The sequence below is a fragment of the Pseudoalteromonas sp. NGC95 genome (genome assembly GCF_015864705.1).
Taxonomy (GTDB): Bacteria; Pseudomonadota; Gammaproteobacteria; order Enterobacterales; family Alteromonadaceae; genus Pseudoalteromonas; species Pseudoalteromonas arctica.
In genome coordinates this window covers 128,343-144,844 of record NZ_JADYWR010000009.1, presented here as the reverse complement: position 1 = coordinate 144,844, position 16,502 = coordinate 128,343, and the positions used below count along the sequence as shown (strand labels likewise).

The following is a 16,502-nucleotide window of genomic DNA, read 5'->3' as shown; positions in this document are numbered from 1 at the left end:
GTACTTTATAAATATAAAGCACTCTCTTATTATTGGTTATTCCAAATAACGTTTGGCTTTGTTTTCTTTTACATTTTCAAGATCGACCAATACCAATCCATCAATACAATTATTAAAATCGGGATCAATACTAAAGCTTAAAAATTGCACGCCACCTGGTTTACAAAGTTCAGTGTATTGTTTAAATAAAGTAGGGACTTGAGCCCCCATATTAGCTAACACATGCTTTAACTCTACAAAATCTTCTTTTACGTCATTGCCGCAAAAAAGAGTATTGCACTGGGTTAGCTGTTGCTCAGTTAATTTAAATTCATTATTAGGCGTAGCTAATTCAATACCACTTTTATAGTAATGCTGATAGTAATAAACGAGCATGGCTTTTGCTTGCTCGGGTAGAGCATTTGATACACTTACAGCACCAAACAAGTATCTGTACTGTGGATAGCTTTTTATAAAAGCGCCAATGCCATACCATAAATAGTCTAGGCTCTTACGCCCCCAATATTTAGGCTGTACAAAGCTTCTACCAAGCTCAATTCCTTGTTTTAGATAGGGCGTCATAGCGTCGGTATAAGAAAATAAGCTATCAGTATACAAACCTTCGCGGCCATGTTTTTGTATTATCTGTTGTGCACAGGCTAATCGATAAGCACCTACCAGCTCTAGCTGCATTGGGTCCCATAGTACAAGGTGTTGGTAATCCATATCGTATTTATCTATATCACGACGCTTACCACTACCTTCACCGACTGCTCTAAATGCTATTTCTCTCAGACGCCCTAACTCTCTAAAAATAGGTGAGCTACCTGCATATTGGTATAGATGAATATGCATACCGTCTTGCGTTTTACCAAGAAGCTTACATTGCTCAACTGCTTTTTTTAGCTCTTTTCTGCACTCGGGAACAGCGATAGGTGTTTGTGTTTTTAGCGGCAGAGCTTTTTTTGTTGTAAGCCTATAAAGCTGTTTACGGATGAGGTTTACAACTTCTTTATCTTTAAGATTTTCTATTAAGTAAGATTCAGGAGGGATAGAGGCGCCAATCTCAAACTCTAAAGATTTTTGGCGCTGCTTAAACATTTCGGCCACTAATAGTAAACTTGCCAAAGGTTTATAAATCATTGATGTGCCATAAAAAAGTGGACTGTTTTTGGCTTTAATATAAATAGGTAAAATAGGGCAGTTAGCTTTTTTTGCCATACGTAAAAAGCCACTATTCCATTTGCAGTCTTTAATACCTGTTGGCCCTAATCGCGATACTTCTCCTGCCGGAAATATAAGTAATGCGCCTTCATCCTTTAAATGGTTTTGTATATTACTAAGCTCTTGTTTCTTACTCATGCCTGATAAGTTATCTACGGGGAGTAAAAGTGAGTGCATTGGAGTAACCGACATCAACATGCGGTTTGCCACTACTTTTAAATCCTGTCTTACAGTTGAAAGTACTTTAATCAGTGCTAAAGCATCTAATGAACCAATAGGGTGGTTAGCAACGATAACAAGTTTACCCTCATTAGGAATATGTTCTATCTGCTTAGGTTTATAGCGCGTATCAAAATTGAGTTCATCGAGCACTTGTTCAACAAATTCTAATCCTTGTAGGTGAGGGTAGGCATCACCAAAAGCAACAAACTCTTGTTCATGTAATAAGTAGCCTAGGCCTTTTTTTACTAAACCTTTTACTTTTGGAGAGTTCTCTAGTTGTGGTAAGTTTGCAGCAATTACTTTATCAACACTTATCATATTAACCTCATATTCCGTTTGGCCTATTCGCCATACATGTAAGATTAAAAAAAGGGTGTGACAGTTACTTTGCAGTAGTGTGACTTTTTAAAGTGCTAACTTATAAACTGTGTATTGTTAGGAGAATTTATGTCGGTATTGGTGGCTATAACTGGGCGTGACAACACAAAACTAATAACGAAGTTACAAGAGCGATTACCAAATACGCTGATAGAGCAATGGCCTGATTGCAAAAACGCACATGATGTGGATTTTGTACTTGCGTGGAAAGCGCCAGAATCTATGTGGCCACAGCTACCTAACTTAAAGGCTGTGTCGTCATTTGGTGCTGGCGTAGACAGTATCGATTTAACATTACTCGACGAAAGTGTTGAAGTAGTACGTATTGTTGACATGCAACTAGCTGAAGATATGGCGGAATATGTACTGACACATGTGTTAGCTCAAAAGTTACGTTTAAAAGAGTATTACATTAAACAAACACAGCAAACATGGGAGCCAAAGCGGGCGCATAGTAATAAACATGTCGGCATACTTGGGTTTGGTGAATTAGGTAAAGCATGCGCGCAAAAGCTTATAAATAATGGCTTTAAGGTAAGTGCCTGGGCGCAAAGTAATAAAAGCGCGACTAATGTCGAAATTTTTTATGGCGAGGAAGGCCTCAATAGTATGCTTTCTGATGTTGACTACCTTGTATGTCTATTACCCCTTACGCAAGCAACGACAGGCATTATTAATCACTCAATGCTCGCAAAGCTACCTAAACATGCTGTTGTTATTAATGTGGCACGCGGTGCTCATGTTGTTCAGCAAGACTTACTAAGTGCATTAAATAACGATAGCTTACGCGCAGCTACACTCGACGTATTTGATCAAGAACCTTTAGCGTCGAATCACCCTTACTGGGGAAACCCCAAAATAACGCTTACACCACATTGCGCGGCGATTTCTGATTTAAATAGTGTTATAGAGCAAATAGCCGATAATATTGAATGCTTGAATAAGGGGTTAGTACTTAATAATCCAATAGATAGAACTAAAGGTTATTAGCTGATAGCTAATTAGTTTAAAAAACAGCTTGTTAACATTTGTAATTTTCATTAGTGTAAAAGGTATTCTCACTAATAAAAAATACAAAGAGGGTGTTATGAAATCGAGTCAAAGTGGCGTTAAATTAAGCCTAGTTATTATTTCAATTATTATACTTGGTGTTTCAGCTTGGTTTAATCAGGCTAATGCAGAGGATACTCCTTCTAAAATACAAACCCAAAGCGAGTTAACAATAGCGGACTAGCCTACTTACTATGTATTCCTCTGTTTTCGTGTTTCTTCTCGTGACTCTTTTTAGCAGTACACAAGCATTATTTTCACAGTAGTGCTTGTGCGCCCCTGAAGCTCTAATTTTCATCTTGATTGAAAGTGCTTTTTAATATTTTTAAATTCTTAACAAAAAAAAGCCCAGCAATGCTGGGCTATTAAATATTCTAGGGAAAAGTTGTTAACTTTGGGTTACATTAAATTGCCCAAATGTATAAACTTTAAACAAGTAAAAAGTATTGATCAACACTAAACTCATATTTGAAATAACACTCGACGACATAAGATCTAAGCTAAATGATAAGAATAATAAACCACACGCACTAATGGCGGCAACGCGCAGCAGTGTTATCTGGTTAATAAAGAATGCACCTAAACCTAGTGCAAGTAGTGTAGTATTTAAAAGCCAATCTAGCTCGTTTAGCATGGTCGTTTCAATAGTTCAGTTGTTGAAAAAAGGAGCGCCATTATGTTGATCTTTTGCGCACCTTTCAACCAAGTAATTTTAAATTTTCAGATTAGTTTTTTTAATGCTAAAAGTAGCTACCGATTGCTGAAAATAAACCATTATCAGCAATTACTTGATACTTTTGGCAGCTCTGCGGTTTTTGTAAGTCACTGCATAAATAAAGGGACTCACGGCTAGAATCATAGGTGGGGTGTAGGTTTGAATCAATCAAAGTAGCCCCCTTGCCAAAGAATCCGGGCCAGTAAACACTCTCACTTACCATCCCTAATTTTTTATAGGTGAGTAAGGTAGGTTTTGGAAAAGCTAAAATTATTACAGCAACGACAGCGAGTGATATAAACAGTCCTTTTTTTTGCGTTGTTTTTTGGCTTATATCATTCTTTGCACTGGAATTTAACTCGCTAGGTGAAGGGCGCTGAGTAGAACGCTGAGGTTTTCTTTTTTGCGCTGTTTTTTTTCTTGCCGGTGCTTTACCTAGCAACGATTGTTTATTTGGGGTTTTAGACATAAAGCAAATCTGGCCTTTTTTCCGTAGGTCTCTATAATTAAATGAGTAAATTTATATACTAAGCTAATTATTATGATAACTTAAAGTTAGCTTATAGCCTACGAGGAATAAAGATGAATACGCAGCTATCAATTTTAATTGTAGATGACGTTAGCACAGTGCGTAGTTTTTTGAGCCAAACGCTCATGCACTTAGGGATAGATAACGTAAAGGAAGCATCTACTGCCTCACAATGTATTAGTGAGTGCCAAGCTGCAAATTATAATATCATTTTTTTAGACATTGAATTGCCAGACGGTGATGGTAAAGATTTGATTGCACAAATCAATGAATTAAGCCCAGAGACAAATGTGGTTATGGTGTCGGCACATTCAGGTATTGAGAATGTTAAGGATGCAATTGATAAAGGCGCTAAAGGGTTTGTAGTAAAGCCATTTACACCTAAAAAAATAGCGGCAATGCTTAAGAAGTTTTATCCAGATTTAGAAAATGTCTAATAAAGTAAGTACATTTAAAATTTAAACAAAAAAAAACCGGCAAAAGCCGGTTTTTTATATTCTATCAAAAACAAATTATAGAGCTTTAATCTTAGCTGCTATACGGCTCTTATGACGAGCTGCTTTGTTTTTGTGAATTAGACCCTTAGTTGCGTAACGGTCTAGGATAGGTGTAGCAACAGAAAAAGCTTGCTGTGCAGCTTCTTTATCGCCCGCTTCAATAGCAACAATTACTTTTTTGAAGTAAGTGCGCATCATTGAACGACGGCTTGCGTTGTGCTGACGGTTTTTTTCGCTTGTGATAGCGCGTTTTTTTGCAGACTTGATGTTAGCCAAGGTTTGCTCCTAACAATCTTAAAATAAAGCTTAAATTAAAGGCCGTGGAATATGCCTGTTTCTATCATGGATGTCAATTTAAATTTAACAATCCAAGAAAAACTGCACCATATAACGAGCATCAATTTGCCGCTTTAGCAGTTAATACCGACATTGTAACAAAGCACAGACCCCCAGCCTAGTGCTTTAAAGCGATTTATAAAAAAGACTGTGGCATAATCGCTTATCTTGAGGATTTTTGAGTAGGTTTAAGGTGTCAAAAGGTTTATTTCGCTCCGGTATGATTGTTAGTTGTATGACTATGATATCGCGTATTTTAGGGCTCGTTCGAGATGCTGTTGTTGCCAATTTATTAGGCGCAAGTGCGGCGGCTGATGTTTTTTTATTTGCTAACCGTATTCCTAATTTTTTACGTCGTTTATTTGCAGAAGGTGCCTTCGCACAAGCATTTGTACCTGTGCTGAGTGAAATTAAAGAACAGCAAGGCGACGACAAGGTCAGACTTTTTGTTGCACAAGCAGCAGGCACATTAGGAACCATTTTACTGATTGTCACTATTATAGGTGTTGTTGCTTCACCCGTTATTGCAGCATTGTTTGGCACCGGTTGGTTTATAGATTGGTGGCAGGGCGGACCCAATGCCGAAAAGTTTGAACTTGCAAGTTCATTACTTAAATTTACATTCCCTTATTTGTTTTTTGTAAGCTTAGTTGCGCTTAGTGGTGCGGTAATGAACGTATATAACCGTTTTGCTGTTGCTGCATTTACACCTGTTTTACTCAATGTTTCTATCATTACATGTGCAATTTTTTTACATGATAAATTTAGTGTTGGGGCTTATTCACTCGCAATTGGCGTATTTATTGGTGGCGTTGTGCAGTTATTGTTTCAACTTCCATTTTTATACCGTGCAAAAATGTTGGCGCGTCCACGCTGGGCATGGCAAGACGAAAACGTAAAAAAAGTACGTAAACTTATGCTTCCTGCTTTGTTTGGCGTATCTATTAGCCAAATTAATTTGTTGCTTGATACCATGATTGCTTCATTACTGATGACAGGCTCGATTGCATGGCTTTATTATTCAGACCGTTTAATTGAATTTCCGTTGGGCTTATTTGGTATTGGTATTGCGACAGTTATTTTACCGGCGCTCTCTAGGTTACATAGCAGTAAAAAAAGTAGTGACTTTCAGCATACTCTCGACTGGGGGGTGCGTTTTGTTATATTTTTAGGCCTACCAGCAATGATAGGTCTAATGATCATCAGCCCGCTTATTATCACCGTATTGTTCGACCATGGTGCGTTTAAAGAAGATAGTGTTGATCATGTTAAAGCAGTAAGTTTAGGCGTAGTCGCATATTCAGTAGGGCTTGTAAGCTTTATGCTGATTAAAGTACTTGCTCCTGGCTTTTATGCTCGCCAAGACACAAAAACGCCGGTGCGTATTGGTATTATTACCTTAGTGTTGAATATGGTATTTAATATTATGCTGGCTCCTTTTATTGGTTATTTAGGATTAGCACTCGCTACTTCGCTATCGGCTAGTTGTAATGCATTTTTGCTGTATAGGCAGCTTAAAAAAGAAAATGTGTATCAGTTTTCATCAATGAGTATGCGCTTTACACTTAAATGTGTTGTTGCAAGTATGGTTATGGGAGCTGTTACATGGTTTGTGAGCAGTTACTATTACTGGGCTACATGGGCTTTTACACAGCAGGTGGTCTTATTAATAGCACTCGTGGCTTTGGCAGGTATTAGTTACTTTGCAATGCTATTTTTGATGGGCGTTAGACTAAATACGATAAAAAGTGTAGCAATTACTGAATCAAACTAAAAAAAAGATTATAATCGGCAACTCTGCGGCTTTAATTAATTTTTAGTCGTAATTAATAGCTCGCTAAACAAGGCATTAGGTGGCATGGAGTTAATTAGAGGTATACACAATATTCGCCCACACCACTTTGGTTGTGTGTTAACTATTGGTAATTTTGACGGTGTTCATTTAGGCCACGCAGAAGTACTAAAAGGCTTACTTACTGATGCTAAAGCGCATAGTTTGTCTAGCACTGTAATGCTATTTGAACCCCAGCCACAAGAATTTTTTGCTAAAAAAAATGCCCCAGCACGGCTAACGCGCTTACGAGATAAGCTACGTTTGCTTAGTGATTTAGGTATTGAGCGAGTTATTTGCATTAGCTTTAATCAGCAATTTGCAAACATGCATGCTGAGCAATTTGTTAATGATATTTTGATTAAAAAGTTAGGTGTTAAAGCTCTCACTGTTGGCGATGATTTTAAGTTTGGAAAGCAGCGCCAAGGTAACTTTGACTTACTTGCTAGCATGGGCAAGCAAGCGGGCATGGACGTAAAAAGCACCGCGAGTTTTCGTCAATTAAATGCTAGAGTAAGCAGCACTTTAATACGAGATGCTTTGGCATCTGGTGACTTAGCAAGTGCTAAAACAATGCTTGGTCACGATTATGCTATTTCTGGGCGTGTTATACACGGCTGGAAAAGAGGACGTGAACTCGGTTTTAGAACGGCAAATATTGCCCTAAAACGCCAAGTGTGTCCTGTCAACGGGGTGTTTGCAGTGCAAGCAACGATTGCAGGAAAACAGATTTTTGGAGTTGCAAATGTAGGCAATAAGCCGACATTTAATGGAACTCGTGCATTATTAGAAGTTCATCTTTTTGATTTTGCACAGGATATTTACGGACAATTTATGCATGTGGAGTTAATAAAAAAACTTCGCAACGAAAAAAAATTCGAGACATTAACACAATTAACGGCGCAAATAGCAACTGATGTTGCTGCCGCTAAGCAGTGTTTTGGTTTAAATCAGGTAGCCGATAGAGACGGAATGTAGGATAAATGAGCGACTATAAACATACTTTGAACTTACCGGAAACACCGTTTCCAATGCGTGGCAATTTGGCACAACGTGAACCAAAAATGCTTAAAGCATGGTATGAAGACGACCTGTACGGTCAAATTCGCAGCGCTAAGAAAGGTAAAAAGACCTTTATTTTGCATGACGGCCCTCCGTATGCAAATGGCGACATCCATTTAGGCCACTCAGTTAATAAAATATTAAAAGACATTATTGTTAAGTCTAAAACATTATCTGACTTTGATTCACCATTAGTCCCAGGTTGGGATTGTCATGGTTTACCAATCGAGTTAATGGTTGAGAAAAAAGTAGGCAAGCCGGGCGTAAAAGTAACCGCGAGCGAGTTTCGTGAAAAATGCCGTGCATACGCTAAAAAACAAGTTGAAGGTCAAAAAGTTGATTTTAAACGTTTAGGCGTATTTGCAGATTGGGATAAGCCTTACTTAACAATGAACTTTGACTTTGAAGCGAATGCAATTCGTGTACTTGGTCGTATTATTGAAAAAGGTCATTTGCATAAAGGTGCTAAGCCTGTGCATTGGTGTACAGATTGTGGTTCTGCATTAGCAGAAGCTGAAGTTGAATACCAAGATAAGCAATCACCAGCGATTGATGTACGTTTTACATTTGTTGATCAAGATGCTGTTGTAAGTGCATTTGATTTGGCTGATGGTCATAAAGGTGAAGGCAGTGTTGGTACTGTTATTTGGACAACAACACCGTGGACGCTTCCAGCAAACCGCGCAGTAGCTGTGCATGCCGATTTAGAATATGCATTGGTGCAGGTTGAAGATGAAGGCGTACAACAACGTCTAATTTTAGGCTCTGAGCTTGTTAAAGATGCAATGGACCGCTTTGGTTTTAATCACTTCCACGTATTAGGTTATGTAAAAGGTGCTGCACTTGAAAACTTACAAGTAGCCCATCCTTTTTATGATTTTAATGTACCAGTGATTGTTGCAGAACACGTAACGACTGACTCAGGTACCGGTGTTGTACATACAGCACCAGGGCATGGTCAAGAAGATTTCGTGGCGGGTTTAAATTACAACCTTGAAGTAGCTAACCCTGTTGGCGCTAATGGCGTTTATTTACCAGATACTGAACTTTTTGCAGGTCAGCATGTATTTAAAGCAAATGCGAGCGTAATTGAAGTATTAAAAGAGCACGGTGCATTAATGCATCATCATGCTATAACTCATAGTTACCCACATTGTTGGCGCCATAAAACACCGATTATTTTCCGTGCTACACCACAATGGTTTGTAAGTATGGATCAGGCTAACTTGCGTGAAGATTCTTTAAAAGAAATTAAAAACACGCAGTGGTTGCCAGAGTGGGGCGAAAGCCGTATTTCGAACATGGTTGAAAGCCGCCCAGATTGGTGTATATCTCGCCAACGTACTTGGGGTGTGCCAATTGCATTGTTTGCAGATAAAGATACCGGTGCACTTCATCCAAATACTCAAGAACTCATTGAGCAAGCTGCACAGTTAGTTGAAAAATCTGGTATTCAGGCATGGTACGATTTAGACCCTGCTACATTACTTGGTGAAGAAGATGCCAAGCAATACATGAAAGTGCAAGATACGCTAGATGTATGGTTTGACTCAGGTGTTTCACACGCATGTGTTGTAGACGTACGTGAAGACTTGGTTGGTCCAGCTGATTTATACCTTGAAGGTTCTGATCAACACCGTGGTTGGTTTATGTCATCAATGATGACATCAGTGGCTATTAATGGTCATGCGCCATACCGCCAAGTATTGACTCATGGTTTTACTGTTGATGAAAACGGCCGAAAAATGTCTAAGTCACTAGGCAATGTTATTTCACCACAAAATGTGATGAATAAACTAGGTGCCGACATTCTACGTTTATGGGTTGCCTCTACCGATTACACGGCAGAAATGACTGTGTCGGATGAAATATTTAAGCGCTCTGCCGATCGCTACCGCCGTATTCGTAACACTAGCCGTTACTTACTAGCTAACCTAAATGGTTTTGATCCAAAAACTGATCAAGTTGCTGTTGATGATATGGTTGAGCTTGATAAGTGGATTGTTGGTCGTGCTGCTCAGTTGCAAGACGAAATTTTAGCCGCATACGATAGCTACCAAATGCTATTAGTAACGCAAAAGCTAATGAACTTCTGTACGGGTGAGCTTGGTTCGTTCTATTTAGACGTTATTAAAGATCGTCAGTACACAGCTAAGAGTGACAGCCATGCACGTCGTTCTTGTCAAACAGCGCTTTATCATATTGCAGAAGCAATGACGCGTTGGATGGCACCTATTATGAGCTTTACCGCACAAGAAATTTGGGAAGCTTTACCGGGTGAGCGTAGTGACTACGTATTTACATCTGTTTGGTATGATGGCTTACAAGCGCCAACAAATAGCCAATTTAGTAACGATGACTGGTTAGAAATTCTAACAGTACGCGACGAAGTAAACCGCTTATTAGAAGCTGCACGTAAAGAAGAAGTCATTGGTGCAACGCTTCAAGCAACGGTTAATTTATTTACTGGTAAAGAGCTTGCCGCTAAATTAAATGCGCTTGGTGATGAACTGCGTTTTGTATTATTAACATCGGCCGTAAATGTTTCTGAAGTTGATAGTCAGCCAGCTGATACACAAACTACCGAAATTGAAGGTTTATTCATTAGTGTTGCTGCAACAGATGCTGCTAAATGTGAGCGTTGTTGGCATTACAGTGAAGATGTAGGTGTTAACCCTGCTCATCCTGAAATTTGTGGTCGTTGTGTAAGTAATGTTGACGGCGAAGGCGAAAAGCGTCAATTCGCTTAGGAGTTATTCTTAGTGAGCAAACTAGCCCAAAAAAGTGGTTTAGTGTGGCTTTGGTTGAGTCTATTACTACTAGTAATAGACTTTGCCAGTAAAACACTTGTTGTAGGGACTATGGCTTATCAAGAGTCGATAAACTTACTCCCTGTTTTTAGTATTACTTATGTGCATAACTATGGTGCTGCTTATAGCTTTTTAAGTGAAGCGGGTGGTTGGCAGCGTTGGTTTTTAAGTGCGATTGCCATTGCTATTAGTGCTTTGCTTGTGTGGTGGCTAAAACGCTTACCTGCAACAAACAAAGTACTATGCGGTGCTTATGCACTGGTACTTGCAGGCGCTATTGGTAATTTATACGATCGTATTGCGTATGGTTATGTAATCGACTTTATTCACGTATTTTATAAAGACTCACATTTTCCTGTATTTAATATTGCTGATTGCGCTATTTGTATTGGCGCAGCATTATTGTTATTTGATGCCTTTACCGGCGAGAGTCCGAAGGAGCATAAAGCATGAGCCAAGCTGTAATTGGTGAAAATTCGCAAGTTATTTTCCATTTTTCTATTAAATTAGAAGATGGCTCTGCCGCCGATTCTACCAAGGTGCACAACAAACCTGCTAAATTAACAATGGGCGATGGCAGTTTAACGGCAAACTTCGAAAAGTGTTTATTAGGTTTAACTGCAGGCGAAAGTAAAACGTTTGAATTAGAACCTGAAGATGCGTTTGGTCAGCCAAATCCAGATAATATTTACTACGTTGACCGTAGTAAATTTGGCCCAGAAACACCAGCCAAAGTAGGTGCAATTATTGCGTTTACTCAACCAGACGGTACTGAGCTTCCTGGATTAGTTCGCGAAGTGCAAGGTGAGTCGGTAACGATTGATTTTAATCACCCTTTATCTGGCCAACGTTTAACGTTTGAAGTTGATATTATTGAGGTGGAAGGTTAATGGAAATATTACTAGCTAATCCACGCGGCTTTTGCGCTGGTGTTGACCGTGCTATTAGTATTGTTGAGCGCGCCCTAGATATTTTTGAAAAGCCAATTTATGTGCGCCACGAAGTAGTACATAACCGCTATGTGGTTGATGGATTAAAAAGTCGTGGTGCGGTATTTGTTGAAGAGCTTGATCAAGTACCTGACGACAGCATTGTTATTTTTAGTGCACATGGTGTTTCGCAAGCTGTTCGCTCAGAGGCTAAACGTCGTGATTTAAAAGTATTTGATGCAACGTGTCCGCTTGTTACTAAAGTACATATGGAAGTTACACGTGCGAGTCGTAAAGGTATTGAGTGTATTTTAATTGGGCACCATGGCCACCCTGAAGTAGAGGGAACAATGGGACAATATGATAACTCAGCCGGTGGCATTTATCTTGTTGAAACTGTTGATGATGTTGTTGCGCTTAATGTAAAAAATGCTGAAAATCTTTTTTATTGCAGCCAAACAACACTCTCAGTTGATGACACAGCAGATGTTATTGACGCACTGCGCAATAAGTTTCCATCAATTGACGGACCACGTAAAGATGACATTTGTTATGCAACGCAAAATCGTCAAGACGCTGTTCGTGACTTAGCTGATAAAGTTGATGTGCTATTAGTTGTTGGCGCTAAAAATAGCTCTAACTCTAATCGCTTACGTGAACTTGCAGATAAAATGGGCACAGTTGCTTATTTAATTGATGACGCAACTGATGTACAAGAGCAGTGGGTTTCAGGCTCTAAATCAGTTGGCGTAACTGCGGGAGCATCTGCGCCAGAAGTACTTGTACAACAAGTAATAAGCCGATTAAAAGAGCTTGGTGGCACACAGGTTGTTGAGAACCCAGGTGAAGTAGAAAATATAGTATTTGCTGTTCCTGTAGAGCTACGTTAATTTAAATATATTAAACATTTAGATTAAAGGAGAGTCGTTATGAGCAAGTCACTTCAAAATGATGGTTTGCTTTTTTCGGCTCTTTTTAATGAGCGAGGCGTATTAGCCACGCTTATTGTTTCTCAAGTTATTGCTATTGTTTTAGCTTTTGCACCTAATGTAGAAGGAGATATTTGGCTTCGACTTGGGATCATTAGTTTGTTTATGCATTTAATTGTTTTAGTCGGTACCTCTTCTTTATACTTCTGTAGATTTTTCTTACAAAAACGTACTCAAACTTTTCAATTAAGTCTATTTTTTGCCTTTTTTTTATTATCTACCTGTATTTTTAGTATTTTATTTTCTCATTTTGCTTTTGATATAGATGATACAAATAACCTAATTTATTTCACATTTCGCAATTGTATTATAGTGGCTTTACTGGCTGCTTTATTCGTCCAGTTTTTATTAATTCATTTTGAAAAAGAGCAGCAAACTAAAGCACTTTCTCGTGCAGAGCTTGATGCCCTACAAGCTAGAATACGTCCTCATTTTTTATATAATAGTTTAAACACTGCTGCAGAGCTTACTCATCATGATGCCGATGCGGCAGAACAGGCTATTTTAGCATTAGCCGCCTTATCGCAGGCTGCAATGCACTCGGGGAAGAGTGTATCTCTTGAAGATGAAATAACGTTGAGTAAGCAATATATAGCACTTGAAACGTGGCGTTTTGGTAATCGCTTAAGAGTTGATTGGCAAATACCTAATGAACTACCCGCATTGAGCATTCCTTGCTTAACCCTGCAGCCATTAATTGAAAATGCGGTATGCCACGGCGTTGAAACAAGTGAGCATGGTGCAGAAATAAAAGTAGAGCTACATATCACTACCGGCTATATAACCATGATTGTTTCTAACCCTATAACAATTTCTAATGCTCAAACTAGGCCTAATAACGGAATGGCGCTTGAAAATATTCGCCAGCGATTAAATATTTATTATAAAAATAAAGCGCAGCTAACAATTACTAATAAAAATGATGTGTTTAGGGTCAAGGTCGTTATCCCTAAGCTAATTGAGGGCCGTGTATGAATGTGCTCATTGTTGATGATGAACCTCTTGCGAGATCTCGCTTAATCCGTTTGTTAACACACGATAAAAGTATAGTTGTGCAAGGTGAGGCAAGTAATGGTAAGGAAGCTCTAGTACTTGCTAAAAAGCAAACGCCAGATCTGATTTTTTTAGATGTTGATATGCCTGGTATGAATGGTTTACAAGTTGCTAATGAGCTCAATAGTCTAGCTCTACCGCCTGCTATTGTTTTTATAACTGCCCACCCTGAACATGCCTTCGATGCTTTACAATTAAGCGCTGCAGGTTATTTAGTTAAACCTATTTCAGAGCAATCACTGCAGAAGGTACTTAAGCAAGTAGGCCGTTTAAATAAAGTACATATTCAAAAACAACAAAATGTAAAAGTATCTTATCAGTTAGCGGGTACTCTACGTAGTGTTGATATAAATGATGTTTTGTATTTTAGTGCCGAAGAAAAGTATACCAAAATGATATTCTCGGGTGGAGAAGCTTTACTGGAGCAAAGCCTAAAGCAATTAGAGCTGCAATATCCCGCATATGTTTTACGAATTCACCGCAATACTTTAGTGAATAAACAAAAAGTAATAGCCTTGCATTCAAAAGGGAATGGCAATCATATGATTGAGCTACAAGGGTGCAGTGAGTTATTGCCAGTGAGCCGCCGCGAGCTTAAATTAGTTAAAAATACGCTTTAGACTTATTTCGCAATTAAGTTGCCTCTGACTTAAATACATTTACGCTTAATTACTACTGTTTTGTTGAATGAGCCGATTTAATTAACCGTTTATCAACAAATATAACCGCTTGTCTTAGTCCTCATTGATTCCTCAAATAAATAGCATAAACTTATAATCAGATAATTTTTATTTGGTTCTACTATGCAGTCATCTCAAACAAAAGTGCAAAGAGGCTTCACTCTAATTGAAGTGTTAATTGCATTTATTATTCTTAGTTTTGGCCTTTTAGGCGCAGTTGCCTTGCAAGCAAAAGCAAAGCAAGCAAGCTTTGATTCTATGCAGCGCGCTGCTGCAGTTGCTCTGGGAAATGACATTATTCAACGTATTCGTGCTAATGACACTATTGATATGATAAAAGATTACGGAGGCGTTATACAAAGCTCAGCGAATAGTAATACTTACTCAAGTTGCTTTGGTGCAATATGTAGCTCTTCTGATATAGCAAAATTAGATATAACACAATGGAAACGTGCTATTCGAGCTAGTGAAAATACGGGTACTTTAGATGATGCGACAATATGTATAAATCCAACCTCAGTGGCAGATACTGGAGGCAAAGGGTTTAACATTGAAGTAATTATATCATGGCAAGGGCGACAAGAGTTTAAAGCAAATACAGTTACAGGAAAAGTAACTTGTGGTGATGAACCTAACAATAAACGCCGTTTAGTGGTTTTAACCAGTTATATATATGTGAGGAGTTAGCATGAAGCAAAAAGGATTTACTCTTGTAGAGGTTATGATTTCGCTATTTATTGGTGGTTTGATTTTAGGTGGTGTCATGTTCACTTTTATTAGTATGAAAGTCACCACAAAAGACACGATGAGCATAGGTGAACTCCAAGAGTCTGGCCGCTTAGCCATTAATATTATGCAGCGCGATATAGAGCAAGTGGGCTTTTGGGGAACTTATTACGATGATTCATTTACTGCAGCAAACACAACGGTTACCGCGACGGGGGTAGCAGGTGATTGCTCAGAGGGAGCTAATAATGGCAGCTTTCCAGATCTAACCAGTAGTAGTAATTTTCGCACTATTTATGCAAAAACTACTAAGAGCAAAGATAACCTGAATTGCATAAACGATGGCATTATTCCTGTTGATGATAAAGAGACCGATATTCTTCAACTAAAGTTTTTACAAGGTGACCCTCAATATGATGCTGTTGCTGGTACTAATACTACTAGCGATAAAATAAATTATTTTATCGCAGAACAAGAACAAGCACGCTTTGTAACTGGCAAATATACCCCGACAAATATCAATGCAACTATTTGGCCATATAGCCATCATGTTTATTATATTAAAGAAGAAGAATATGTAGTAAATAATCAAGAAATAAAAGTTCCCGTATTAAGACGAAAACGATTAGTAAATGGAAAAATGACCTCTGAAACGATAATGGAAGGGGTCGAAAATATGCGTTTTTTGTTTGGATTAGACACTAATAGCGACAGTCGAGTTGATACTTACAAAAGCCCCAACACAATTACTGCCGCTGAATGGGAAAACCGCAAAGGTATCTTAACGGTGCAAGTTTTTTTATTAATCCGTGCACTTCAACCAGACCCAGGGATTAAACTTAAAAACCAAAAATATATTTTAGGTGAGGGAGCTGGAAAGCGAGAATTAAATTTTGATGATAACTATAGAAGAACAGTTTTTACAACAACTATTCGTTTAAGTAATGTTGGAGGAAATTTATGGAAAATTTAAAGTCTTTACCAACTAAACAACAAGGTGTTGTGCTTATCACAGCATTAATTATGGTGATAGCTGTTACCGGCATTGCAGTTACCCTTATGAGTAGTAGTACGATTGATATTAAGATTACCAATGCAGCGCAAGAGCGAGAAGTTGCAGAAAATCAATTGATTGGCGAGGTGCTAAGAGTTATTGCGTCAGAAGCTAAAAAAGGTGGTGATAGTGACTTTTTTCTTACTCCAGATGAGATCGCTACAGATTCGGGTAAGCTTGATGGTGATGGTAATAAAGTCACTATACCAGAGAAGGACATTACAGAGTCTGGACACGAAATGAAAAGCATAATGACGAACTTAAATAATGGTTCGCTAGAACTTAATTGCCCTCGTAGTTATAGTTTTACAGCGGGTGTTTCATGCAACATGGTTCAAGTATCCACTACGATAGAATATGGCTCTAAAAGCAAGCACCAATTAACTATTGTAACAGGTATAGCTCAAGAGATGGCCAGTACGGGTAAGGGGATTTAAG

Annotated in this window: 18 protein-coding genes; 14 read left to right on the top strand and 4 right to left on the bottom strand. The window is 38.5% G+C overall.

Going from position 1 to position 16,502, the window contains the following annotated elements; genetic code table 11:
* Nucleotides 1-36: 36 nt before the first annotated feature.
* Nucleotides 37-1,743: a GNAT family N-acyltransferase gene (locus tag I6E70_RS10530; protein ID WP_197188660.1), complete on the bottom strand. Its 1,707-nt coding sequence runs from the start codon at nucleotides 1,741-1,743 to the stop codon at nucleotides 37-39.
* A gap of 129 nt (nucleotides 1,744-1,872) precedes the next feature.
* Here I6E70_RS10530 and I6E70_RS10525 point away from each other — a divergent pair, with 129 nt between their 5' ends.
* Nucleotides 1,873-2,793 carry a 2-hydroxyacid dehydrogenase gene (locus I6E70_RS10525; protein ID WP_197188659.1) on the top strand — a complete coding sequence of 307 codons (921 nt, stop codon included), beginning with the start codon at nucleotides 1,873-1,875 and terminating at the stop codon, nucleotides 2,791-2,793.
* Between the two features lie 97 nt (nucleotides 2,794-2,890).
* A complete protein-coding gene (locus I6E70_RS10520) occupies nucleotides 2,891-3,037 on the top strand; it encodes a hypothetical protein (RefSeq protein ID WP_010555113.1) in 147 nt (48 codons plus the stop codon).
* Nucleotides 3,038-3,241: 204 nt separating this feature from the next.
* Here the strand turns inward: I6E70_RS10520 and I6E70_RS10515 are convergent, their stop codons facing one another.
* Nucleotides 3,242-3,487, bottom strand: coding sequence for a hypothetical protein (locus I6E70_RS10515; protein ID WP_002958222.1), 246 nt, complete (start codon nucleotides 3,485-3,487; stop codon nucleotides 3,242-3,244).
* A gap of 106 nt (nucleotides 3,488-3,593) precedes the next feature.
* Complete coding sequence (locus I6E70_RS10510) at nucleotides 3,594-4,037, bottom strand: hypothetical protein (protein ID WP_121954439.1); 444 nt, start codon at nucleotides 4,035-4,037, stop codon at nucleotides 3,594-3,596.
* Between the two features lie 113 nt (nucleotides 4,038-4,150).
* On the opposite strand from I6E70_RS10510, the gene I6E70_RS10505 reads away from it, so the two are divergent.
* Nucleotides 4,151-4,534, top strand: a complete 384-nt coding sequence (locus I6E70_RS10505) for a response regulator (protein ID WP_002958224.1) — start codon at nucleotides 4,151-4,153, stop codon at nucleotides 4,532-4,534.
* 75 nt (nucleotides 4,535-4,609) lie between these two features.
* Here the strand turns inward: I6E70_RS10505 and rpsT are convergent, their stop codons facing one another.
* Nucleotides 4,610-4,870 (bottom strand): 30S ribosomal protein S20, encoded by a 261-nt coding sequence (gene rpsT / locus I6E70_RS10500; protein WP_002958225.1) that lies wholly within the window; start codon nucleotides 4,868-4,870, stop codon nucleotides 4,610-4,612.
* A gap of 295 nt (nucleotides 4,871-5,165) precedes the next feature.
* On the opposite strand from rpsT, the gene murJ reads away from it, so the two are divergent.
* The 11 genes from murJ (at nucleotide 5,166) to I6E70_RS10445 (ending at nucleotide 16,501) form a co-directional block, all read left to right on the top strand.
* Nucleotides 5,166-6,704, top strand: coding sequence for a murein biosynthesis integral membrane protein MurJ (gene murJ / locus I6E70_RS10495; RefSeq protein WP_033012718.1), 1,539 nt, complete (start codon nucleotides 5,166-5,168; stop codon nucleotides 6,702-6,704).
* 84 nt (nucleotides 6,705-6,788) lie between these two features.
* Complete coding sequence (gene ribF / locus I6E70_RS10490) at nucleotides 6,789-7,739, top strand: bifunctional riboflavin kinase/FAD synthetase (RefSeq protein WP_197101517.1); 951 nt, start codon at nucleotides 6,789-6,791, stop codon at nucleotides 7,737-7,739.
* Between the two features lie 5 nt (nucleotides 7,740-7,744).
* The gene (gene ileS / locus I6E70_RS10485) at nucleotides 7,745-10,573 is read left to right on the top strand and encodes an isoleucine--tRNA ligase (protein ID WP_197188658.1); all 2,829 of its coding nucleotides are present in this window, start codon (nucleotides 7,745-7,747) and stop codon (nucleotides 10,571-10,573) included.
* A 12-nt stretch (nucleotides 10,574-10,585) separates the two neighbouring features.
* A complete protein-coding gene (gene lspA, locus I6E70_RS10480) occupies nucleotides 10,586-11,086 on the top strand; it encodes a signal peptidase II (RefSeq protein WP_007376920.1) in 501 nt (166 codons plus the stop codon).
* Nucleotides 11,083-11,523 (top strand): FKBP-type peptidyl-prolyl cis-trans isomerase, encoded by a 441-nt coding sequence (gene fkpB, locus I6E70_RS10475; RefSeq protein ID WP_002958231.1) that lies wholly within the window; start codon nucleotides 11,083-11,085, stop codon nucleotides 11,521-11,523. The genes lspA and fkpB overlap by 4 nt, the downstream gene beginning before the upstream one ends.
* On the top strand, nucleotides 11,523-12,452 hold the full coding sequence (gene ispH / locus I6E70_RS10470; RefSeq protein ID WP_007581370.1) for a 4-hydroxy-3-methylbut-2-enyl diphosphate reductase: 930 nt from the start codon (nucleotides 11,523-11,525) through the stop codon (nucleotides 12,450-12,452). Before fkpB ends, ispH begins: the two co-directional genes overlap by 1 nt.
* A 39-nt stretch (nucleotides 12,453-12,491) precedes the next feature.
* Nucleotides 12,492-13,526: a sensor histidine kinase gene (locus tag I6E70_RS10465; protein ID WP_197188657.1), complete on the top strand. Its 1,035-nt coding sequence runs from the start codon at nucleotides 12,492-12,494 to the stop codon at nucleotides 13,524-13,526.
* The gene (locus I6E70_RS10460) at nucleotides 13,523-14,224 is read left to right on the top strand and encodes a LytR/AlgR family response regulator transcription factor (RefSeq protein ID WP_197188656.1); all 702 of its coding nucleotides are present in this window, start codon (nucleotides 13,523-13,525) and stop codon (nucleotides 14,222-14,224) included. Before I6E70_RS10465 ends, I6E70_RS10460 begins: the two co-directional genes overlap by 4 nt.
* A gap of 183 nt (nucleotides 14,225-14,407) precedes the next feature.
* On the top strand, nucleotides 14,408-14,971 hold the full coding sequence (gene pilV, locus I6E70_RS10455) for a type IV pilus modification protein PilV (protein WP_165726460.1): 564 nt from the start codon (nucleotides 14,408-14,410) through the stop codon (nucleotides 14,969-14,971).
* Nucleotide 14,972: 1 nt separating this feature from the next.
* Nucleotides 14,973-15,983, top strand: coding sequence for a PilW family protein (locus I6E70_RS10450; RefSeq protein WP_197188655.1), 1,011 nt, complete (start codon nucleotides 14,973-14,975; stop codon nucleotides 15,981-15,983).
* Nucleotides 15,971-16,501: a pilus assembly PilX family protein gene (locus tag I6E70_RS10445; protein ID WP_197188654.1), complete on the top strand. Its 531-nt coding sequence runs from the start codon at nucleotides 15,971-15,973 to the stop codon at nucleotides 16,499-16,501. The genes I6E70_RS10450 and I6E70_RS10445 overlap by 13 nt, the downstream gene beginning before the upstream one ends.
* Nucleotide 16,502 lies beyond the last annotated feature (1 nt).